Raw genomic sequence first — 17,697 nt, 5'->3', positions numbered from 1 at the left:
AAGAATGAACGTCGATGGTGTGGGCCTCAGGTCTCACTCTTGTTGTGAGGATCATTCCATTCCCAACTTCTTCAACCGATAACGCAAGGCCCGAAAGCTGATGCCAAGCCGTTTGGCGGCAGCGGTCTTATTCCAGCGTGTGGCTTCCAGGGCTTTCTCGATGGCCTGGCGTTCAATGCTCTCCAAATATCCTTCCAGGTCAATTTCACCCTCCGGAACCGGGGTGTTTTCCGTTTCGTTCGCATTTGATGCTGTTGATGTCACCAGGCTTGGTGGTGCCATGCTCCCGCCAAGATGAAGATCTCCGGCATCAATGACGTCTTCGTCGCAAAGAGTGAAGGCTCGCTCCAGGATGTTCTCAAGCTCCCGAACGTTGCCCGGAAACTCATAACCCTTGAGCCGGTCAATAGCCGCGGTGGTCAGGGCCGCTGCGTCACACTCGTATTCTTGTGCAATGCGTTTAAGAATGTGGTTAGCGAGCAAGGCAATGTCGTCTGCGCGCTCCCGAAGAGGAGGCACCGACAGCTCAATGACGTTGATCCGGTAGAACAGGTCTTGCCGAAAACGGTCTTCCTGCACCAGTTCTGGCAGGTTTTTGTGAGTCGCGCTCAGAATTCGGATATCAACGGGGACTTCTTTGGTGTCGCCCACCGGGCGTACGGCCTTTTCCTGGATAGCTCTCAGAAGTTTGACCTGCATGGGCAGTGGCAGGTCAGCCACTTCATCGAGAAACAGTGTGCCGCCATCGGCAGAGCGGAATAGCCCCGGTTTGTTCTCCACCGCGCCGGTAAAGCTGCCTTTCTTGTGGCCGAAAAACTCGCTTTCCATCAGTTCTGAAGGAATCGCACCGCAGTTGACGGCGATAAAAGGGCCCTCATTTCTCGGGCCTTGCAGGTGGATCATCCGGGCCACGAGCTCTTTGCCGCTTCCGGACTCCCCATTGATAAAAACGGGAGCCTGGCTTCTTGCCAGTTTTCTGGTCTGGTTGCGCAGCGTTCTGATCTTGGGAGAATTGCCCAGAAGGAGGCCTGAATCTTCCGTGTCTTCTGACTCCCCGGCCCTTGGTTGTGAAAGTTTCAGGGCGCTGTTAACCAGTTCTCTCAGGCGAGGGAGTTCAACGGGTTTGGACACGAAGTCAAACGCCCCCGCCTTCAGTGATTCGATGGCGGTATCCATACTGCCGTAGGCGGTAATGACTGCGACTGGGGTGCAGGGGGCGTTCTGCTGAATCCAGTGCACAAGTTCAATTCCATTGCCGTCCGGCAGGTTCATATCAGTCAGGCAGAGTTGGGGTTTGTGTTGCTGGAGCAGGTCTCTGGCGCTGACAAGGTCTGGAGCGGTATAGGTGGTAATCCCCATACGGGAAAGGGTGATTTCCAGCAAGTCCCGGATATCCGGTTCATCGTCGACGATCAGCGCAGTCTGTGTAGTCATTGTCTGTCTTCGGTTCCCTGTTGAGTTCAAACGCCCGATGGCCCGTTTTTCAGATCATGCGCCCCGGTGGGGCGAAGGTGATTCGGAATCGACAACCAGGCTGGTTGTCATCAACCAGCGACAAGTGTGCCTGATTCGCTTCGCATAGCTCCCTGGCCAGATACAGCCCGAGCCCTGTTCCGCTTTTATCAGTAGTAAAGAAGGGTTCAAATACGGAATGCCGATGCTCTGCCCCGATGCCCGGGCCGTAATCCCGAACATCAACGTAAGCACGTTTGCCATCAGCCGTGGCACCCGCGATCAATTGTATCCGGTTTTGCCCGCTCTGCTGTTTGCTGTACCTCAAACCATTGTCGCACAGATTCACCATCACCTGCTCAATCTGGCTTTTGTCGAATCGCGCCTCGGGAATCGTGTCTCCGAGAATCAGCTCAATGGATGGTGGCAGATCGCCATCCACGGTCTGTACAAAATCGCGCCGGAATTCACGGAGCCATTGAACCACATCGATCAACTCGGAGTTGGCGGTACGTCGGCGGGAAAGATCCAGAACATTCTCGATGATTCCGTTAACCCTTTTGGAGTGTCGGCGGATGATGTCGAGCATGCGGGTATCGTTTTCATCGAGATGGGGCGATTCCTCCATCAACTGAGCGGCATGGCTGATGGCACCCAGAGGATTTCGTATTTCGTGCGCGATGCCCGCGGTCAGCCGGCCAAGCGAGGCCAGTTTCATCTGTTGGGCCTGCTGGGTCACTTTGCTCATATCTTCAATAAAAACGAGAATGTGGTCGCCCCGTTCCTGATCGAGTTGAGTAAAATTGGCCTGTAGCAGTGGTGACGTCGGTGATGCCTGGAAAGGCTCAATGCGCATGGCCGGATTTTTCAGCCAGGCCTTCAACCCCTGATGGAGCGGTTGGGGCAACCGTTGGTCGTGGGCTTCCCCGGCGACGCTGTTCTCAGGCATTCCAGACAGAAGTTCTTCAGCCGCGGCGTTGGCTAGCCGGATCTGGCCGGAACGGTCCAGCACCAAGATGCCAGTGCGCATCCGTTGGATGATCTGTTTGTTGATCTGCTGAAGCTCTTGAATGCTGCGGGCCCGGCTGCTGGCTAAGGCTTCGCTTCGTATCATCCGGCGGGAAATCCCCTGAAGAGCAAAAGCTGCAGCAAAGTAGAGAATCCCCAGTGAGCCTGCTCGCACAATGTCATCGGCGGTTTCGTTGAGCACCAGTACCGCCCAGGCAGAAATGCCCAGAGAACAGATTGCCGCCAACGCAGCGTAGAACGTACCCATTCGGCTGGGTGTCAGGATGTTCCCTGCCGCTACAGAGACAATGACCAGATTGGCGAGGCCATTGGTGATTCCGGTGCTTGCCAGCAAAAGCCCGTGCATCATCAGAATGTCAAACAGGATGGTGAGGGTGATATGGCGCTGCCTCGGCTGGAATCCGATCAGTAACAGCAGCGTGGTGAGGCTGTTCACCCCCAGATAGATGACCACCCCTACCTGGTAATAGTCCTGCCATCGAAACTTGCTGTCGGTGGTAAAGGGGGCAAAGAACAGCAACCCGAACAGCATCAGGCTGATCACCACCCGATAGTAGTTGTAAATAAGAAATAGACGGGCCTGCTGTTGTTTGACCGGGGGGCCAAAAGCAGAGTGGGGAAGGTGTGTCTGGACCGTGTCTTGCACCATGGCTGAAATCGTCTGTTGGTACGCGGAAGAAATCTCTGTTGCTGACGGGTTATAATAGCCTTTTAACGGCAACAAGTTACAGGAGTCCGTCGATGCCGGTATCCGGTCAGGCAACCAAGGGTGATAGCACCGCCACCACACTCCGCGTCGTGATGGCGCAGCTGGATTTTCTGGTGGGCGACATTCCGGGCAATACGGAACGGATTCTGCAGGCCACCCGGCAGGCCTGGGATGAGCATCAGGCCGATGTGGTCGTTTTCCCGGAGCTCTGCCTCACCGGCTACCCCCCGGAGGATTTACTGCTGCGCCCCAGCCTGGATCTGCGCGTGCGAGAAGCGTTGTCAGTTCTTCAGCAGGCAGCCCTGCCCCCTGCTATGGTAATCGGTGCCCCTATACGTTCGGAAGGACGGCTCTATAACGCCGCGCTGGTTATCGAAGATGGTGAAATCCGGGGGCGCTACTTCAAGCGTTTTCCGCCGAATTATCAGGTTTTCGATGAAAAGCGTTACTTCTGTGCAGGTGAAGATACTTTGGTGCTGAGCATCAAAGGGCAGCCGGTCGGAATAACGGTGTGTGAAGATCTCTGGAAAGACGGCCCTCTTGAGGATGCGGCTGCCGCCGGAGCCCGGCTCATTCTCAATCTGAATGCCTCACCCTACGACATCGACAAGCAGGCCCGACGCAAGTCCCTGTTGGAGAGAAAGTCCCGTGAAAATCAGGTCAGTGTGGTTTACGTCAACCTGATGGGGGGGCAGGATGAGTTGGTGTTTGATGGTGGTTCCATGGTATTCGACCACTCTGGGCGGCTCTCGGCGGAAGCGCCTCAGTTCGAGGCGGGGCTGTACCCGGTCGATTTTCTGTGTGAACACTATTGTCAGCCTATTTCCCGCCCCCTTCCGGGTGAGCCTTCGTTAGAGGCAAATGTCTACAGCGCACTGGTGACCGGCGTACGGGATTATGTCAACAAAAATGGGTTCAAGTCAGTGGTCTTGGGGTTGTCTGGTGGTATTGATTCCGCGCTCACCCTGGCGGTTGCGGTTGATGCCCTGGGAAAGGAGCGGGTCAGGGCGGTGATGATGCCGTTCCGGTACACGTCGAATATCAGCCTGGAAGACGCGGAGGCCGAGGCTTTGGCGTTGGGGGTGCAGTACGATGTGTTCTCCATTGAGCCCATGTACGATGCGTTTATGGCCACTCTTGCTGAACCGTTTTTGGGCACCAAGCCCGACACGACCGAAGAAAATCTGCAAGCCCGTCTGAGAGGGGTTCTGTTGATGTCCCTGTCCAACAAATTTGGCTCGTTAGTGCTGACCACCGGCAACAAGAGTGAGTTGGCGGTTGGATACTCCACTCTCTATGGGGATATGGCTGGCGGCTTCGACGTGCTTAAGGATGTTCCGAAAACTCTGGTTTTCAGGCTGTCCCATTATCGGAATACGGTGTCTCCGGTGATTCCGGAGCGGGTGATTACACGTCCGCCGTCAGCAGAGCTGGCGCCGGATCAGAAAGACGAGGATAGCCTGCCCGGATACGATGTTCTGGATCAGATCCTGAATTTCTACGTGGAACGGGATTACAGTGCGGACGCCATTGTGGCAGAAGGGTTTGATCGGGCTGAGGTAGACCGGGTCGTCAGGCTGGTGGACGTCAACGAGTACAAGCGCCGGCAGGCGCCGATCGGCGTTCGGATTACCGAAAGAGGCTTTGGTAAAGACCGGCGTTATCCGATTACCAGCGGGTGGAAAAGCGGGAAGTAACCCCGCTTTTACTCATCCCCCATCAGGCCGAAGGTCACCACATTGGTCAAAGACCGGTTCTGGCGACGAAGCAGGTCTGACTCATACTCGCCGTCGTCATTGAAGGCGTCGCTGTCCGGGAAGTTCTGTCGGAGCAGGGCGATCGCGTCGCTTGCGCCCTTTTTGAGCTCGAGGAAGCGGAAGGTGTCGGCCAGAATCATCAGGGCCTCTTCCACCGAAGGTGAGGATGGGTAGTTCTCTACCACATAGCGAGCCCGGTTGTTGGCGGCAGCATAGGCTTCACGTTTGATGTAATAGCGGGCTGCGTGGATTTCCAGTTCCGCCATCCGGTTTCGGATGGCGATCATGCGCTGGCGGGCATCCAGAGCGTACTCGCTGTCCGGGAATCGGTTCAGGAGCTGTGAGAAATCACGAAATGCCTGAAGCTGCTCACCTGGGTTGCGCGCCGCGACATCAATGGGAAAGTAGCGTGCGGCCAGGCCAAGATCCAGATTGTAGGAAGCGAGCCCTCTCATATAAAGAGCGTAATCCATGTGATCGCTCTGCGGGTTTAGGCGCATAAAACGGTCTGCGGCGGCACGGGAGCCTTCCAGATCCAGGTTCTGATACCGGGCGAAGATCAGGTCCAGTTGTGCCTGTTCTGCATAGCGGCCAAACGGGTAGTACGTTTCCAGTGCGTCCAGGCTCTGCTCGGCTTCATTGAAGTTGCCGGAATCCATGGCTTTTCGGGCATTGTCGTAATAGGTCTCTTCCGGCAGAACTTCCACTTCTTTCTGTGACGCGCACCCCGCAGCCAGAGCAAAGAGTGTGGAAAGAAGCAGTAATCGGACGACTGATCTCATGCCGGAATCCCGTATAATGGTCGAAACTTATGGTTTGATTCGCCATTGTAACGGGGAAGACGGCTTGTGTGCAGTGTTTCCCGAGATTGCCAGGAGAATCTGACCGAAACGTAACGTCACCACCTTCCGGTGGTCATCTTCGTCGAACACCAGCGGCGACAACGAGGTTGAATGACTTCTGAAAACCGAATTACCGGCCAGTACACCGTGCCGCCAGAGCTCAGCGATAAGCGGCTGGATCAAGCAGCAGCGGACTTGATGCCGGAGCACTCCCGCTCCCGTCTCCAGTCCTGGATCAAGAGTGGAGCATTGACCGTAAACGGGCAGACCCGAAAGCCCCGGGATAAAGTGATGATGGGTGACTCGCTGGCCCTGGATGCTGAACCAGAAGTGCAGGTAACCTGGGAGGCTGAGCCTATCAGCCTGGATGTTGTCTATGAAGATGAGCATCTGCTGGTCATTAATAAGCCAGCGGGGCTTGTGGTGCACCCGGCCGCCGGTCATGCCGATGGGACGTTGGTCAACGCGTTGCTGAATTACGCACCGGAAGTGGAAAACCTTCCGAGGGCCGGGATCGTTCACCGGTTGGATAAGGATACCTCGGGTATCATGGTGGTAGCGCGGAGTCTGATTGCCCATACCTCTCTGGTCGGCCAGCTTCAGACCCGGACCATGGGGCGTGAATACGAAGCGGTAGTGGTTGGGGCCCTGACGGGCGGGGCGACCGTAGACGCCCCCATTGGCCGCCATCCACAGGATCGCAAGCGGATGGCGGTTGTCTCTGGCGGCAAGCCCGCCGTGACGCATTATCGGCTGCTTGAGCGCTTTTCGGCCCATACTCTGGTTCGATGCAAACTCGAGAGTGGTCGCACGCACCAGATCCGAGTTCACATGGCCCATGTGCGGCATCCTTTGGTAGGTGACCCAGTCTATGGCGGGCGCCTGCGGTTGCCCAAGGGCACCACGGAGGAACTCAGAGAAGTGCTGGCGGCTTTCACCCGTCAGGCGTTGCACGCCCGACAGTTGACACTTGAGCACCCGGAAACGGGTAACATCATGAGTTGGGAAGTGCCATTACCGGATGACCTGGCGCACCTCATCGATGCCTTGCGCAAACACGCCCGGGAACTGGAAGACCGTGATTTCTGATAACAATACACTCAGGCCTGGCTGGGCTGTGCCGGGGTCTGTTCACGCGCTGTGCACGACCCGTAAAGGGGGCGGTAGCAAGGCGCCGTGGGCCTCGCTCAACCTTGGAAGTCATGTGGGTGACAACCCCGAATCGGTTGCGGAGAATCGCCAGCGCCTGGCCCGGTATGCGGGACTGGGGGCAGACCGGATTGGCTGGTTGAACCAGGTGCACGGTACCCGGGTGGTGGAGCTCACACCGGATAACGTCAGCGAGGTACCGGAGGCTGACGCCAGTTTTACACGGCATCCCGGGTTGGCGTGTGCCATCCTGACCGCAGATTGCCTGCCGGTCATTCTGTCCGATGTTGATGGGGCTGTGGTCGGGGCGGCTCATGCCGGTTGGCGAAGCCTGAGTGGTGGAGTCCTGGAAAACCTGATCAGCGCGATGAATGTTGAACCCCGAAAACTCAGGGCCTGGCTGGGGGCTGCTATTGGGCCTGATAGCTTTGAGGTCGGGCCTGAAGTGCGAGCGGCTTTTACTCACCACCATCCGGAAGCGAGGGGCGCTTTTAAACCGCATGGTGCCCGTCCGGGGCATTTTATGGCTGACATCTATCGCCTGGCGACCCAGAGGCTGCGCGAGGCAGGCGTAACGTCTGTGGCTGGCGGCGGTCTGTGTACCGTTCAGGATCGGGAGTGGTTTTTTTCCTATCGTCGGGATGGCGAGACCGGTCGAATGGCTACGCTGGTCTGGCTCCGGTCCTGAAGAGTGCGACCTTCTCGGGTGCAATTACTGACAACCGTCAATTTTCTGACGAGTTGCTGTCCCGTCAACTTGAAGTCCCCCTGCTTGCCCCTACATTAAGTTCAAAGCAATCGGAATATCCGCCCTGAGACTGGTCGGTATTCACAGCGAACTTTGGGGACAAGAGCACATGAGAATCGACAAACTCACCAGCAAGCTGCAGTCCGCCCTGGCGGATGCGCAGTCCATCGCAGTTGGCAAAGATCACAACTTTATCGAGCCTGTACATCTGATGCAGGCGTTGTTGGACCAGCAGGGCGGTTCCATCAAGCCGCTGCTCAAACAGATTGGTGTAGAGCCCGGGCGGGTCAGGCAGGCGATTGCGAAGGATATTGAAAACCTGCCGGAAGTCCACGGAAATGCCGGGGATGTCTCCATGTCCAATGATATGGGGCGGCTTTTTAACATCTCCGACAAGTTGGCCCAGAAGCGGGGCGATCAGTTCATTTCCAGCGAACTTATATTGCTCGCGGCAGTTGAAGACCGGGGTTCCCTGGGGCGCATTCTGCGGGAGCAGGGTGTTGATAAGGCTGCATTGGAAAAAGCCATTGACGAGGTGCGAGGTGGTGAATCAGTGAACGACGCGGGCGCAGAAGAAAACCGCCAGGCTTTGTCGAAGTACACGATTGATCTGACAGAGCGGGCTGAGGCCGGAAAGCTGGACCCTGTGATTGGCCGGGATGATGAAATTCGCCGGACTATTCAGGTACTCCAGCGCCGACGTAAGAATAACCCGGTGTTGATCGGTGAGCCCGGGGTAGGCAAGACCGCCATTGTCGAGGGGCTGGCTCAGCGTATCGTCAATGGCGAAGTGCCTGAAGGATTGAAAAACAAAAGGGTTTTGTCATTGGATATGGGAGCTCTGATTGCTGGGGCCAAATTCCGTGGTGAATTTGAAGAGCGCCTGAAGGCGGTGCTCAACGAACTGTCAAAGCAGGAAGGGCAGATCATTCTGTTCATCGACGAGATCCATACCATGGTGGGTGCCGGCAAGGCAGAGGGCTCGATGGATGCCGGCAACATGCTGAAGCCGGCGCTGGCTCGTGGAGAGCTGCATTGCGTGGGGGCCACGACATTAGACGAATACCGGGAAAACATTGAAAAAGATGCGGCACTGGAACGCCGTTTCCAGAAGGTGTTGGTCAGTGAGCCCAGTGAAGAAGACACCATTGCCATTCTGAGGGGGCTAAAAGAGCGCTACGAAGTGCATCACGGTGTTGAGGTAACCGATGGGGCCATTATCGCCGCAGCTAAATTGTCGCATCGATACATTACTGATCGTCAGTTGCCGGATAAGGCGATTGATCTGGTGGATGAAGCTGCGAGCCAGATCCGAATGGAGATGGATTCCAAACCTGAGGCGCTGGACCGCCTGGAGAGGCGCCTGATTCAACTGAAGATCGAGCGGGAAGCTCTCAAGAAGGAGACCGATGCTGCGTCCAAAAAACGGTTGGAAGAATTGTCTTTGGTGATTGGCGGTGTGGAACGCGAGTACGCCGATCTGGAAGAGGTCTGGAATACTGAGAAGGCAGCCCTGCATGGTTCCCAGAAAATAAAAAGTCAGCTTGAACAGGCCCGGATCGATCTTGAAAATGCCCGGCGCGCTGGCGATCTGGGCAAGATGTCGGAACTGCAGTATGGCAAGATTCCGGAGCTTGAGCGCCAGCTGGATATGGCGAGCCAGGCTGAAATGATGGAAATGAAGCTGTTGCGCAACCGGGTAACCGATGAGGAAATTGCTGAGATTGTTTCCAAATGGACCGGTATTCCAGTGTCGAAAATGCTGGAGGGCGAGCGCGACAAGCTGATGCGTATGGAGGAGGCGCTCCATGCGCGGGTCATCGGTCAGAACGAAGCTGTGGAAGCGGTGTCCAACGCCGTACGTCGTTCTCGGGCGGGCCTGTCAGATCCGAACCGGCCCAATGGATCGTTTCTGTTCCTGGGGCCCACGGGGGTTGGTAAAACAGAGTTGTGCAAAGCGCTGGCCTCTTTCCTCTTCGACACCGAGGAGGCGATGGTCCGTATCGATATGTCGGAGTTTATGGAGAAGCATTCTGTGGCCCGGTTGATCGGGGCGCCTCCGGGCTATGTCGGATATGAAGAGGGTGGTTATCTGACCGAGGCGGTTCGCCGTCGACCCTATTCGGTGTTGTTACTGGACGAAGTTGAAAAGGCCCATCCGGATGTGTTCAACATTTTGTTGCAGGTGCTGGATGACGGACGCCTGACTGATGGCCAGGGGCGCACCGTCGATTTCCGGAATACCGTGGTGGTGATGACCTCAAATCTCGGCTCCCACATTATTCAGGAAAAGGCGGGAGAAGAGAACTATGAAGCCATGAAAATGGCCGTCATGGAAGTGGTTGGAACCCATTTTCGCCCTGAATTTATTAACCGGGTTGATGAAGTGGTTGTTTTCCATCCGCTGGCCGAAAGTCAGATTCAGGGCATTGCCCGCATTCAGGTCGAGAATCTGGCGCGCCGCCTGAAGGATCAGGATATGACGCTGGCACTTGGGGATGATGTCATGCAGTTGCTGGCAGAAGTCGGATACGATCCGGTCTATGGTGCTCGACCGCTGAAACGCGCCATTCAGCGAATGATTGAAAACCCTTTGGCCCAGAAACTGCTGCAAGGCGCGTTTGTGCCCGGCGACACGATTCAAGCGGCCGTGGAAGGCGATCACCTGGTGTTCAGTAATAACGGCTGAGCAGGCCTCCCAGCTAAACAGGAAAGGGCGGAGGTGATGACCTCCGCCCTTTTTACTGGATGCTTGCGACTAACGAGGCCGGTTTAACGCTCGGAAGCACCGGGTTGGTCGGGGCCGCAGTTCTCGTTGGCGATTTCCTGGAACCGCTGGCGCTGCTGCTCTATTTCGTCCGGGTTCAGGTAGCGGGTCTCCCCTTTCTCCTCAACGCGGATACGGGCGTTGCTGTTAATCACTTCGAGGTTTGAGCGAGCGGTGGCGCAGTTGGCCTCACGCTGTTTTCTGCGGGCCTCTTCTGCGGCGGATTCGGCTTGCCGCTGTTGTTGCGCCGCTTGTTGTTCCTCGAGCTCACCAAGCTGCTCCTGAGCGCTCTGGCGCCCGGAGGCAGAGCTCTGGCTGGTGCCGGAGCGCACATTCACTTGCTCAACGGCTTGTCCGGTTGGCTGGCGGTCCCCGAAATGGGTGATGCCCTGTTCATCTGTCCATTTATAGACGGAAGCACTGGTCGCTAGGCCTGGTGCCGCCATTAACACGGTCAGCAATAGTATTTTTCGGTTCATGTCTCTGCTCGTCACTTGGTTACTGCCTGTGGCTATCATGCCATCGGATGTCTGGATTTTCCTGTCTCTGGTTCAAAAACTTGCACGGCTACCGGCTCAGTATGGCAGACAGAATAGACTTCTGGGGTAATTAAGCCGCAGCGCCTATTGACAGCGAGTTTCCCGCTGTCAGAATTACCGATTGCCTGAATACAGGGGTCAATACGGCAGGCAATCCCGAGCGAGTATCCCCCGTTAATCACCACACTGTGTTCGTCAGCCTATGGCGAGCCTTGGTTGTTGCTTACGTGCAACCCGTTGATTGGCTGTTCTCCGCAACCCTCAGGAGGGCGGCTGGCCAGGAGACAACCTCTTAAATTTAGTGTGGAGGAGTACGCCGGTTCCGCTTTCACAAGAAGCAGGGAAACCGAGAATCCAGGCAACCGGGATGTTTCCCGGCTCATTCACTCGTAGAAGAGGGTAGAAAATCGTGGAGTTATTGTCTGGCGCCGATATGCTGATCCGCTCCCTGCAGGACGAAGGGATCGAATACATATACGGTTATCCGGGTGGTGCAGCCCTTCATATTTATGATGCGCTGTTCAGGCAGGACAAAGTCAAGCACATTCTGGTAAGGCACGAGCAGGCAGCTGTTCATATGGCTGATGGCTACGCCCGTGCGACCGGAAAACCAGGTACCGTACTGGTGACCTCGGGTCCTGGAGCCACCAACACTATTACCGGCATTGCCACCGCGTTCATGGATTCCATCCCCATGGTGGTACTGTGCGGACAAGTTGCATCCACTCTGATTGGCGAGGATGCGTTTCAGGAAACCGACATGATCGGTGTTTCCCGCCCGGTGGTGAAGCATAACCTGAGCGTGCGTCACCCGGACGAAATCCCTGAGGTGATCCGTAAAGCCTATTACATTGCGTCGACAGGTCGCCCAGGCCCTGTTGTGGTCGATATCCCCAAAGATATGACCACACCGAACGAACGCTACGAATACGCCTATCCCAAGAAGGTAAAACTGCGCTCATACAACCCTGCAATCAGGGGGCATGCCGGCCAGATCAAGAAGGCCGTTGACATGCTGATGGCTGCTCGCCGGCCTGTCATTTATGCGGGTGGTGGCGTGATTCTTGGTAAGGCCAGCGGCCAGCTCACGGAACTGACGCGAATGCTTGGGTTCCCGATCACCAATACGCTGATGGGTATAGGTTGTTATCCTGCCTCGGACAAGCAGCACCTTGGCTGGTTGGGGATGCACGGGACCTACGAAGCCAATATGGTAATGCATCACTCGGACCTGATTCTGGCCATTGGGGCACGGTTTGATGACCGGGTGACCAATGCCACGGAGAAGTTCTGCCCGGGCGCGCGGATTATCCACATCGATATCGACCCGGCTTCCATCTCCAAAACCATTGATGCAGATGTCCCCATTGTTGGCCCGGTCGATGCGGTGCTGAAAGAAATGCTGTCACTGGTAAAAGAGTCCAAAGACAAGCCGGATGCTGAGGCGTTGGCTGCCTGGTGGAAGCAGATAGAGGAATGGCGCGCCTTCCATGGTATGCGTTACGAAACCAGCCCGGATGTGATCAAGCCTCAGGAAGTCATTGAAATGCTCTGCAAGCTGACCAATGGCGAGGCGTTTGTGACCTCCGATGTCGGTCAGCACCAGATGTTTGCGGCTCAGTACTACAAGTTTGACAAACCGAATCGCTGGATCAACTCCGGTGGCCTTGGCACCATGGGCTTTGGTTTGCCCGCGGCGATGGGTGTAAAGCTGACTCATCCCGAAGATGAGGTGCTGTGTATCACGGGTGAGGGCAGTATCCAGATGAATATCCAGGAGCTGTCGACCTGCAAGCAGTACGACCTGCCGGTGAAAATCATCAATCTGAATAACCAGGCTCTGGGCATGGTTAAGCAGTGGCAGGATATGAACTATGAGTCCAGACACTCTCAGTCCTATATGGAATCCCTGCCGGACTTCATCAAGCTGGCAGAGTCTTATGGGCACGTGGGTGTGAAAATAGAGCGCAAGGAAGACCTCGAGTCCAAGCTCAGGGAAGTCCTGGCGATGAAGGACAAGCTCGTGTTTGTGGACATCTATGTGGATCGCTTTGAGCATGTCTACCCCATGCAGGTAGCACGAGGCTCCATGAAGGATATGTGGCTCAGCAAAACGGAGAGGGTGTGATTATGCGTCGAATCATTTCTGTTTTGCTGGAAAACGAGCCGGGTGCGCTTTCAAGGGTGGTTGGGTTGTTCTCCCAGAGGAACTACAACATCGAAACCCTGACCGTCGCACCAACGGAAGATGAAACGCTGTCCAGGTTGACGGTGACCACAACAGGGTCGGACAAGGTTATCGAGCAGATTACCAAGCAGCTGAACAAGCTGATCGAGGTTGTCAAACTGGTCGACCTGACCGAAGGCGCTCACATCGAGCGAGAGCTCATGCTGGTCAAGCTTAAGGCAACAGGCTCTCAGCGAGCCGAGATCAAGCGTACTGTCGACATCTTCCGTGGTCAGATTGTTGATGTCACCAGCTCGGTCTACACCGTTCAATTGGCGGGTGACAGCGAGAAGCTGGACGGCTTTATTCAGGCAGTGGGTACCTCTGGGGTTCTGGAGGTCGTTCGTTCCGGTGTTTCCGGCATCGCACGTGGCGAAAAAGTACTTAGCCTGTAAGGGCTGCCAAAACAACTCGAAAATCATGGCTCCCAGGAGCCATTACATCTAACAGAGGTTTCTCATGCAGGTTTATTACGATAAGGATTGCGATCTTTCCATCATTCAGGGCAAAAAAGTTGCCATTCTGGGCTTTGGCTCTCAGGGGCATGCGCACGCTTGCAACCTGAACGACTCTGGTGTTGACGTGGTTGTTGGTCTGCGCCCGGGATCTTCCTCCATCGCCAAGGCGGAAGCCTATGGTCTGAAAACCAGCGATGTGGCCTCTGCCGTTGCTGCGGCCGATGTCGTTATGGTTCTGACTCCGGATGAGTTCCAGGCACAGCTCTACAAAGAAGAGATCGAGCCGAATCTGAAGCAGGGTGCTACCCTGGCCTTCGCTCATGGGTTTGCCATTCACTACAACCAGATCGTTCCCCGTAAGGATCTGGACGTCATCATGGTTGCTCCGAAAGCACCCGGCCACACGGTACGGACTGAGTTCACCAAAGGCGGTGGTATTCCTGACCTGATCGCGATCTTCCAGGATGCTTCCGGTAATGCCAAGAACGTTGCCCTGTCTTACGCCAGTGGTGTGGGTGGTGGCCGTACCGGTATCATTGAGACCACGTTCAAAGATGAGACCGAAACCGACCTGTTCGGTGAACAGGCGGTTCTTTGTGGTGGCGCGGTTGAGCTGGTTAAGGCCGGTTTCGAAACCCTGACCGAAGCGGGTTACGCTCCGGAAATGGCTTATTTCGAGTGCCTCCACGAACTCAAGCTGATTGTTGACCTGATGTACGAAGGCGGTATCGCCAACATGAACTACTCCATCTCGAACAACGCCGAGTACGGGGAGTATGTCACTGGTCCTGAGGTGATCAACGAGCAGTCACGTGAAGCCATGCGCAACGCGCTGAAGCGCATTCAAAGTGGTGAATACGCTAAGATGTTCATCTCTGAAGGGGCTCTGAACTATCCGTCCATGACCGCTCGTCGTCGTGAAAACGCCGCTCACGAGATTGAGGTCGTGGGGGAAAAGTTGCGTTCCATGATGCCTTGGATTTCCGCCAACAAGATTGTGGATAAAGAGAAGAACTGATCCGGATTTTCGGTAAGGTTTGGAAACGCGGCCCCTTGCGGCCGCGTTTTTCGTTTATACTCGGCCAAAATGCTTTCCGGAGTTTAAGGAATGACTGAAGAGAAAAGTGCAGTGGACAATGCGGACTCCAAGAAACCCTCTGAGCCGGACGTGGCGCATGGAGAGGTGGTGGAGGAAGAGCTGGTTGAAGGCGCGAAGGTTCGGCGTAAGGGCATTTATCTGCTGCCGAATGCCTTGACCACGGCGTCCTTGTTCTCTGGTTTTTACGCGATCGTCTCTGCTGCTGGCGGAGTGTTTGATAACGCTGCCATTGCCATTTTTGTCTCGATGATTCTCGATGGTCTGGATGGTCGGGTGGCCCGAATGACCCATACTCAGAGCAAATTTGGCGAGGAGTACGACAGCCTGGCGGACATGGTGGCCTTTGGCGTAGCGCCGGGGCTCGTGGCGTTCTTCTGGTCGCTTAATGGCCTGGATAAAGTGGGTTGGGTGGTTACTTTTATCTACGTGGCTGGGGCGGCGCTTCGGCTGGCTCGGTTTAATACCCAGATTGGCTCTGTCGACAAAAAGTATTTTGTAGGGCTGCCCAGTCCGTCTGCCGCTGCCTGTGTTGCCGGGCTCGTATGGTGTTTCCATGGGTACGAGTCGTCATCGTGGCTTACAGTGTTAACGATCCTGGTGGTCGGTGGCACCGGGGTTCTGATGGTCAGCAATATCCTGTACCGAAGCTTTAAAGACCTCGACCTGAGGGGAAGGGTTCCGTTTGCTGCAATATTGCTGGTGGTGCTGGTGTTTGTGGTGATCGCTCTCGACCCGGCTACCGTACTGTTTACCGGGTTCCTGGTATACGCGCTTTCGGGCCCCGTCCGTGCACTGTTTCGCCGAAAACCCGGGCGGGTCATTTAGTGTTTGCTCCCGGCCGATGTTGTCGGTCGGGAATTTTCAAGGGAACCTCCGGTCAGTTACTTTACGTAATGAAATGGAGAATCCCGATGCTTATTAAGTCCCCTCCATCCTGGGCAATATCTGAATCAGATGTCACGCCCGAATCTGTCTATCTCAATCGCCGGAAGTTCATGGCGGGTACCGTGGCTGCTACGGCGGCCATGGCGATGCCGGTTCTGGGCAGAGCATCCGAGGGGCGTACTGCCAGCCAGCCCCTGAACTACGCCAAAGCTGCCGAATACTCTACAGAAGAAGAGTTGACGCCTTACAAGGCTGTGACTTCCTATAATAACTTTTATGAGTTCGGTACCGGTAAAGAGGACCCTGCCCGCTATGCTGGAGGGATGTCGGTGGATCCTTGGTCCGTTATCGTGGAAGGCGAGTGTGAAAAAACGGGCACCTATGCTTTGGAGGATTTGCTGAGTCCTCGCCAGTATCAGGAGCGCATCTATCGGCTGCGCTGTGTTGAGGCCTGGTCTATGGTGATTCCCTGGGTGGGGGTGCCGCTTGCAGATGTAATTGCTCGTCTGAAGCCCCGTTCCAAGGCGAAATACGTCTATTTCGAAACGCTTCATGATCCGGAGCAGATGCGCGGACAGCGTTCCCTGTTCAGTGTCATTGACTGGCCCTACCGGGAGGGGCTCAGGATGGATGAGGCGATGAACGAATTGGCATTCCTCGCGATTGGCTTGTATGGCAAGACGCTACCGAATCAGAATGGCGCGCCGATACGCCTTGTTGTTCCCTGGAAGTATGGTTTCAAGAGTATTAAGTCCATTGTCCGTATCCGGTTTGTTGAGGAAAGGCCGAAAACCAGCTGGGAAATGATTGCTCCAGAAGAGTACGGATTCTTTGCCAATGTGAATCCGGAAGTAGACCACCCTCGCTGGAGCCAGAAACGGGAGCGACGTCTGCCATCGGGTTTGCTCAGCCCGAATTGGATCAAGACGGTAAAGTTCAATGGTTATGGTGAGCAGGTGGCGGGGCTCTACAAGGGTATGGATCTGGCCAGGCACTACTGATGGCGAGCGCGGCGAATAATCGATTTCCTTACGCCTGGGCGAAAGTCGTAACCTTCATTCTCTGCCTGATGCCTTTGGGTGTGATTGTCTGGGGCCTGGGCGTGGGTGATCTCGGCCCGGACCCTGGGCAGGCGATCACGGAGGCATTGGGGCTTGCCACTTTTCAGCTTCTCCTGATCACATTACTGATTACCCCGCTGAGAAAAGTGACGGGATGGGCTGGTTGGATCCGGTTTCGAAGGATGCTTGGGTTGTATGCATTCTTTTATGGCGTTTTGCATGTGTTGGCATTTCTGCAATTCATTCTTGGCTGGACCGACTTGTGGGCGACATTTACAAAGCGCCCCTACATTATTGCCGGTGCCATGGCGTTCGTTCTAATGGTGCCGCTTGCCCTGACATCTACTAAAAGAATGATGAAGAAGCTGGGGCGGGGCTGGAAGCCGCTGCATCGGCTGATCTATTGCTCGGCGGTTCTGGCCTGGGTTCATTTTCTTTGGCAGGCGAGAAGCGATATTACAGAAATGGTTGTTTATGGCGTGTTGCTGGCCGGCTTGCTGGGGCTTCGGGCGTATTGGTTTGGTGTTTCGAGTCTCATTCCGCTAAAAAAGGTATGAGTTGCGCTCAGAAATCACTCAATCTGATGGCTATTTGATCGTGCGAGTAGGTGGAAACCGAAGAGTTGAAAATAAATCGAGAAAGGTCGTTGACAGATTTCCTGAGGGCTGTAGAATGCGCACCACTTCTGAGGGACAAGCCGCTGACAAGCGGAACGAACTGGAAGTAACCACTTGAAAGTGTTGAAGAAAATGGTTTAACAAATTCTTCATAAAGTGGTTGACAAGGTGGCGGTTCGGTGTAGAATGCGCGCCTCGATTAAGCAGTAAGCCGGTTGGATTTGGTGGCTTTCGAAAGAAAGCAAATCACTGAAAATAAACGGTTGACAAGGCGGCGAAACGATGTAGAATACGCCACCTTGATTGAGCAGCAGCTCAAACGCTCTTTAAAAAGTTGACCAAGTAATTCGTGTGGGCG

At 55.3% G+C, this 17,697-nt stretch carries 14 protein-coding genes; 10 read left to right on the top strand and 4 right to left on the bottom strand.

All coding sequences use genetic code 11. The annotated features are described in order from the left end of the window. Positions 1-51 precede the first annotated feature (51 nt). Both K325_RS0115620 and K325_RS0115615 read right to left on the bottom strand, forming a co-directional pair. On the bottom strand, positions 52-1,434 hold the full coding sequence (locus K325_RS0115620) for a sigma-54-dependent transcriptional regulator (RefSeq protein ID WP_029655201.1): 1,383 nt from the start codon (positions 1,432-1,434) through the stop codon (positions 52-54). Between the two features lie 49 nt (positions 1,435-1,483). Then, on the bottom strand, positions 1,484-3,130 hold the full coding sequence (locus K325_RS0115615) for a sensor histidine kinase (protein ID WP_029655200.1): 1,647 nt from the start codon (positions 3,128-3,130) through the stop codon (positions 1,484-1,486). A 92-nt stretch (positions 3,131-3,222) separates the two neighbouring features. On the opposite strand from K325_RS0115615, the gene K325_RS0115610 reads away from it, so the two are divergent. Next, a complete protein-coding gene (locus K325_RS0115610) occupies positions 3,223-4,887 on the top strand; it encodes an NAD+ synthase (RefSeq protein ID WP_029655199.1) in 1,665 nt (554 codons plus the stop codon). Positions 4,888-4,895: 8 nt separating this feature from the next. Here K325_RS0115610 and K325_RS0115605 read toward each other — a convergent pair whose 3' ends face one another. After that, positions 4,896-5,729 carry an outer membrane protein assembly factor BamD gene (locus K325_RS0115605; protein ID WP_029655198.1) on the bottom strand — a complete coding sequence of 278 codons (834 nt, stop codon included), beginning with the start codon at positions 5,727-5,729 and terminating at the stop codon, positions 4,896-4,898. 171 nt (positions 5,730-5,900) lie between these two features. On the opposite strand from K325_RS0115605, the gene rluD reads away from it, so the two are divergent. From rluD to clpB, 3 genes are all read left to right on the top strand, one after another. Further along, on the top strand, positions 5,901-6,878 hold the full coding sequence (gene rluD, locus K325_RS0115600; RefSeq protein WP_029655197.1) for a 23S rRNA pseudouridine(1911/1915/1917) synthase RluD: 978 nt from the start codon (positions 5,901-5,903) through the stop codon (positions 6,876-6,878). After that, positions 6,868-7,626: a peptidoglycan editing factor PgeF gene (pgeF, locus tag K325_RS0115595; protein ID WP_029655196.1), complete on the top strand. Its 759-nt coding sequence runs from the start codon at positions 6,868-6,870 to the stop codon at positions 7,624-7,626. Before rluD ends, pgeF begins: the two co-directional genes overlap by 11 nt. Before the next feature lie 169 nt (positions 7,627-7,795). Continuing rightward, a complete protein-coding gene (gene clpB, locus K325_RS0115590) occupies positions 7,796-10,375 on the top strand; it encodes an ATP-dependent chaperone ClpB (RefSeq protein ID WP_029655195.1) in 2,580 nt (859 codons plus the stop codon). Between the two features lie 83 nt (positions 10,376-10,458). Here clpB and K325_RS0115585 read toward each other — a convergent pair whose 3' ends face one another. Continuing rightward, a complete protein-coding gene (locus tag K325_RS0115585; RefSeq protein ID WP_029655194.1) occupies positions 10,459-10,932 on the bottom strand; it encodes a DUF4124 domain-containing protein in 474 nt (157 codons plus the stop codon). A gap of 469 nt (positions 10,933-11,401) precedes the next feature. On the opposite strand from K325_RS0115585, the gene K325_RS0115580 reads away from it, so the two are divergent. From K325_RS0115580 to K325_RS0115555, 6 genes are all read left to right on the top strand, one after another. Then, complete coding sequence (locus tag K325_RS0115580; protein WP_029655193.1) at positions 11,402-13,120, top strand: acetolactate synthase 3 large subunit; 1,719 nt, start codon at positions 11,402-11,404, stop codon at positions 13,118-13,120. A 2-nt stretch (positions 13,121-13,122) separates the two neighbouring features. Continuing rightward, positions 13,123-13,614 (top strand): acetolactate synthase small subunit, encoded by a 492-nt coding sequence (ilvN, locus tag K325_RS0115575; protein ID WP_008170692.1) that lies wholly within the window; start codon positions 13,123-13,125, stop codon positions 13,612-13,614. A 64-nt stretch (positions 13,615-13,678) separates the two neighbouring features. Further along, entirely contained in the window at positions 13,679-14,695 is a 1,017-nt protein-coding gene (gene ilvC / locus K325_RS0115570) for a ketol-acid reductoisomerase (protein ID WP_029655192.1), read from the top strand. A gap of 90 nt (positions 14,696-14,785) precedes the next feature. Continuing rightward, on the top strand, positions 14,786-15,601 hold the full coding sequence (gene pssA, locus K325_RS0115565; protein ID WP_029655191.1) for a CDP-diacylglycerol--serine O-phosphatidyltransferase: 816 nt from the start codon (positions 14,786-14,788) through the stop codon (positions 15,599-15,601). 86 nt (positions 15,602-15,687) lie between these two features. Then, on the top strand, positions 15,688-16,662 hold the full coding sequence (gene msrP / locus K325_RS0115560) for a protein-methionine-sulfoxide reductase catalytic subunit MsrP (RefSeq protein ID WP_029655190.1): 975 nt from the start codon (positions 15,688-15,690) through the stop codon (positions 16,660-16,662). After that, positions 16,662-17,279 (top strand): protein-methionine-sulfoxide reductase heme-binding subunit MsrQ, encoded by a 618-nt coding sequence (locus K325_RS0115555; protein ID WP_029655189.1) that lies wholly within the window; start codon positions 16,662-16,664, stop codon positions 17,277-17,279. Before msrP ends, K325_RS0115555 begins: the two co-directional genes overlap by 1 nt. Positions 17,280-17,697 lie beyond the last annotated feature (418 nt).

This window comes from Marinobacter daepoensis DSM 16072, assembly GCF_000421165.1.
Lineage (GTDB): Bacteria > Pseudomonadota > Gammaproteobacteria > Pseudomonadales > Oleiphilaceae > Marinobacter > Marinobacter daepoensis.
The sequence above is the reverse complement of the archived record's forward strand: the minus strand, read 5'-3'. Positions and strand labels throughout refer to the sequence as shown.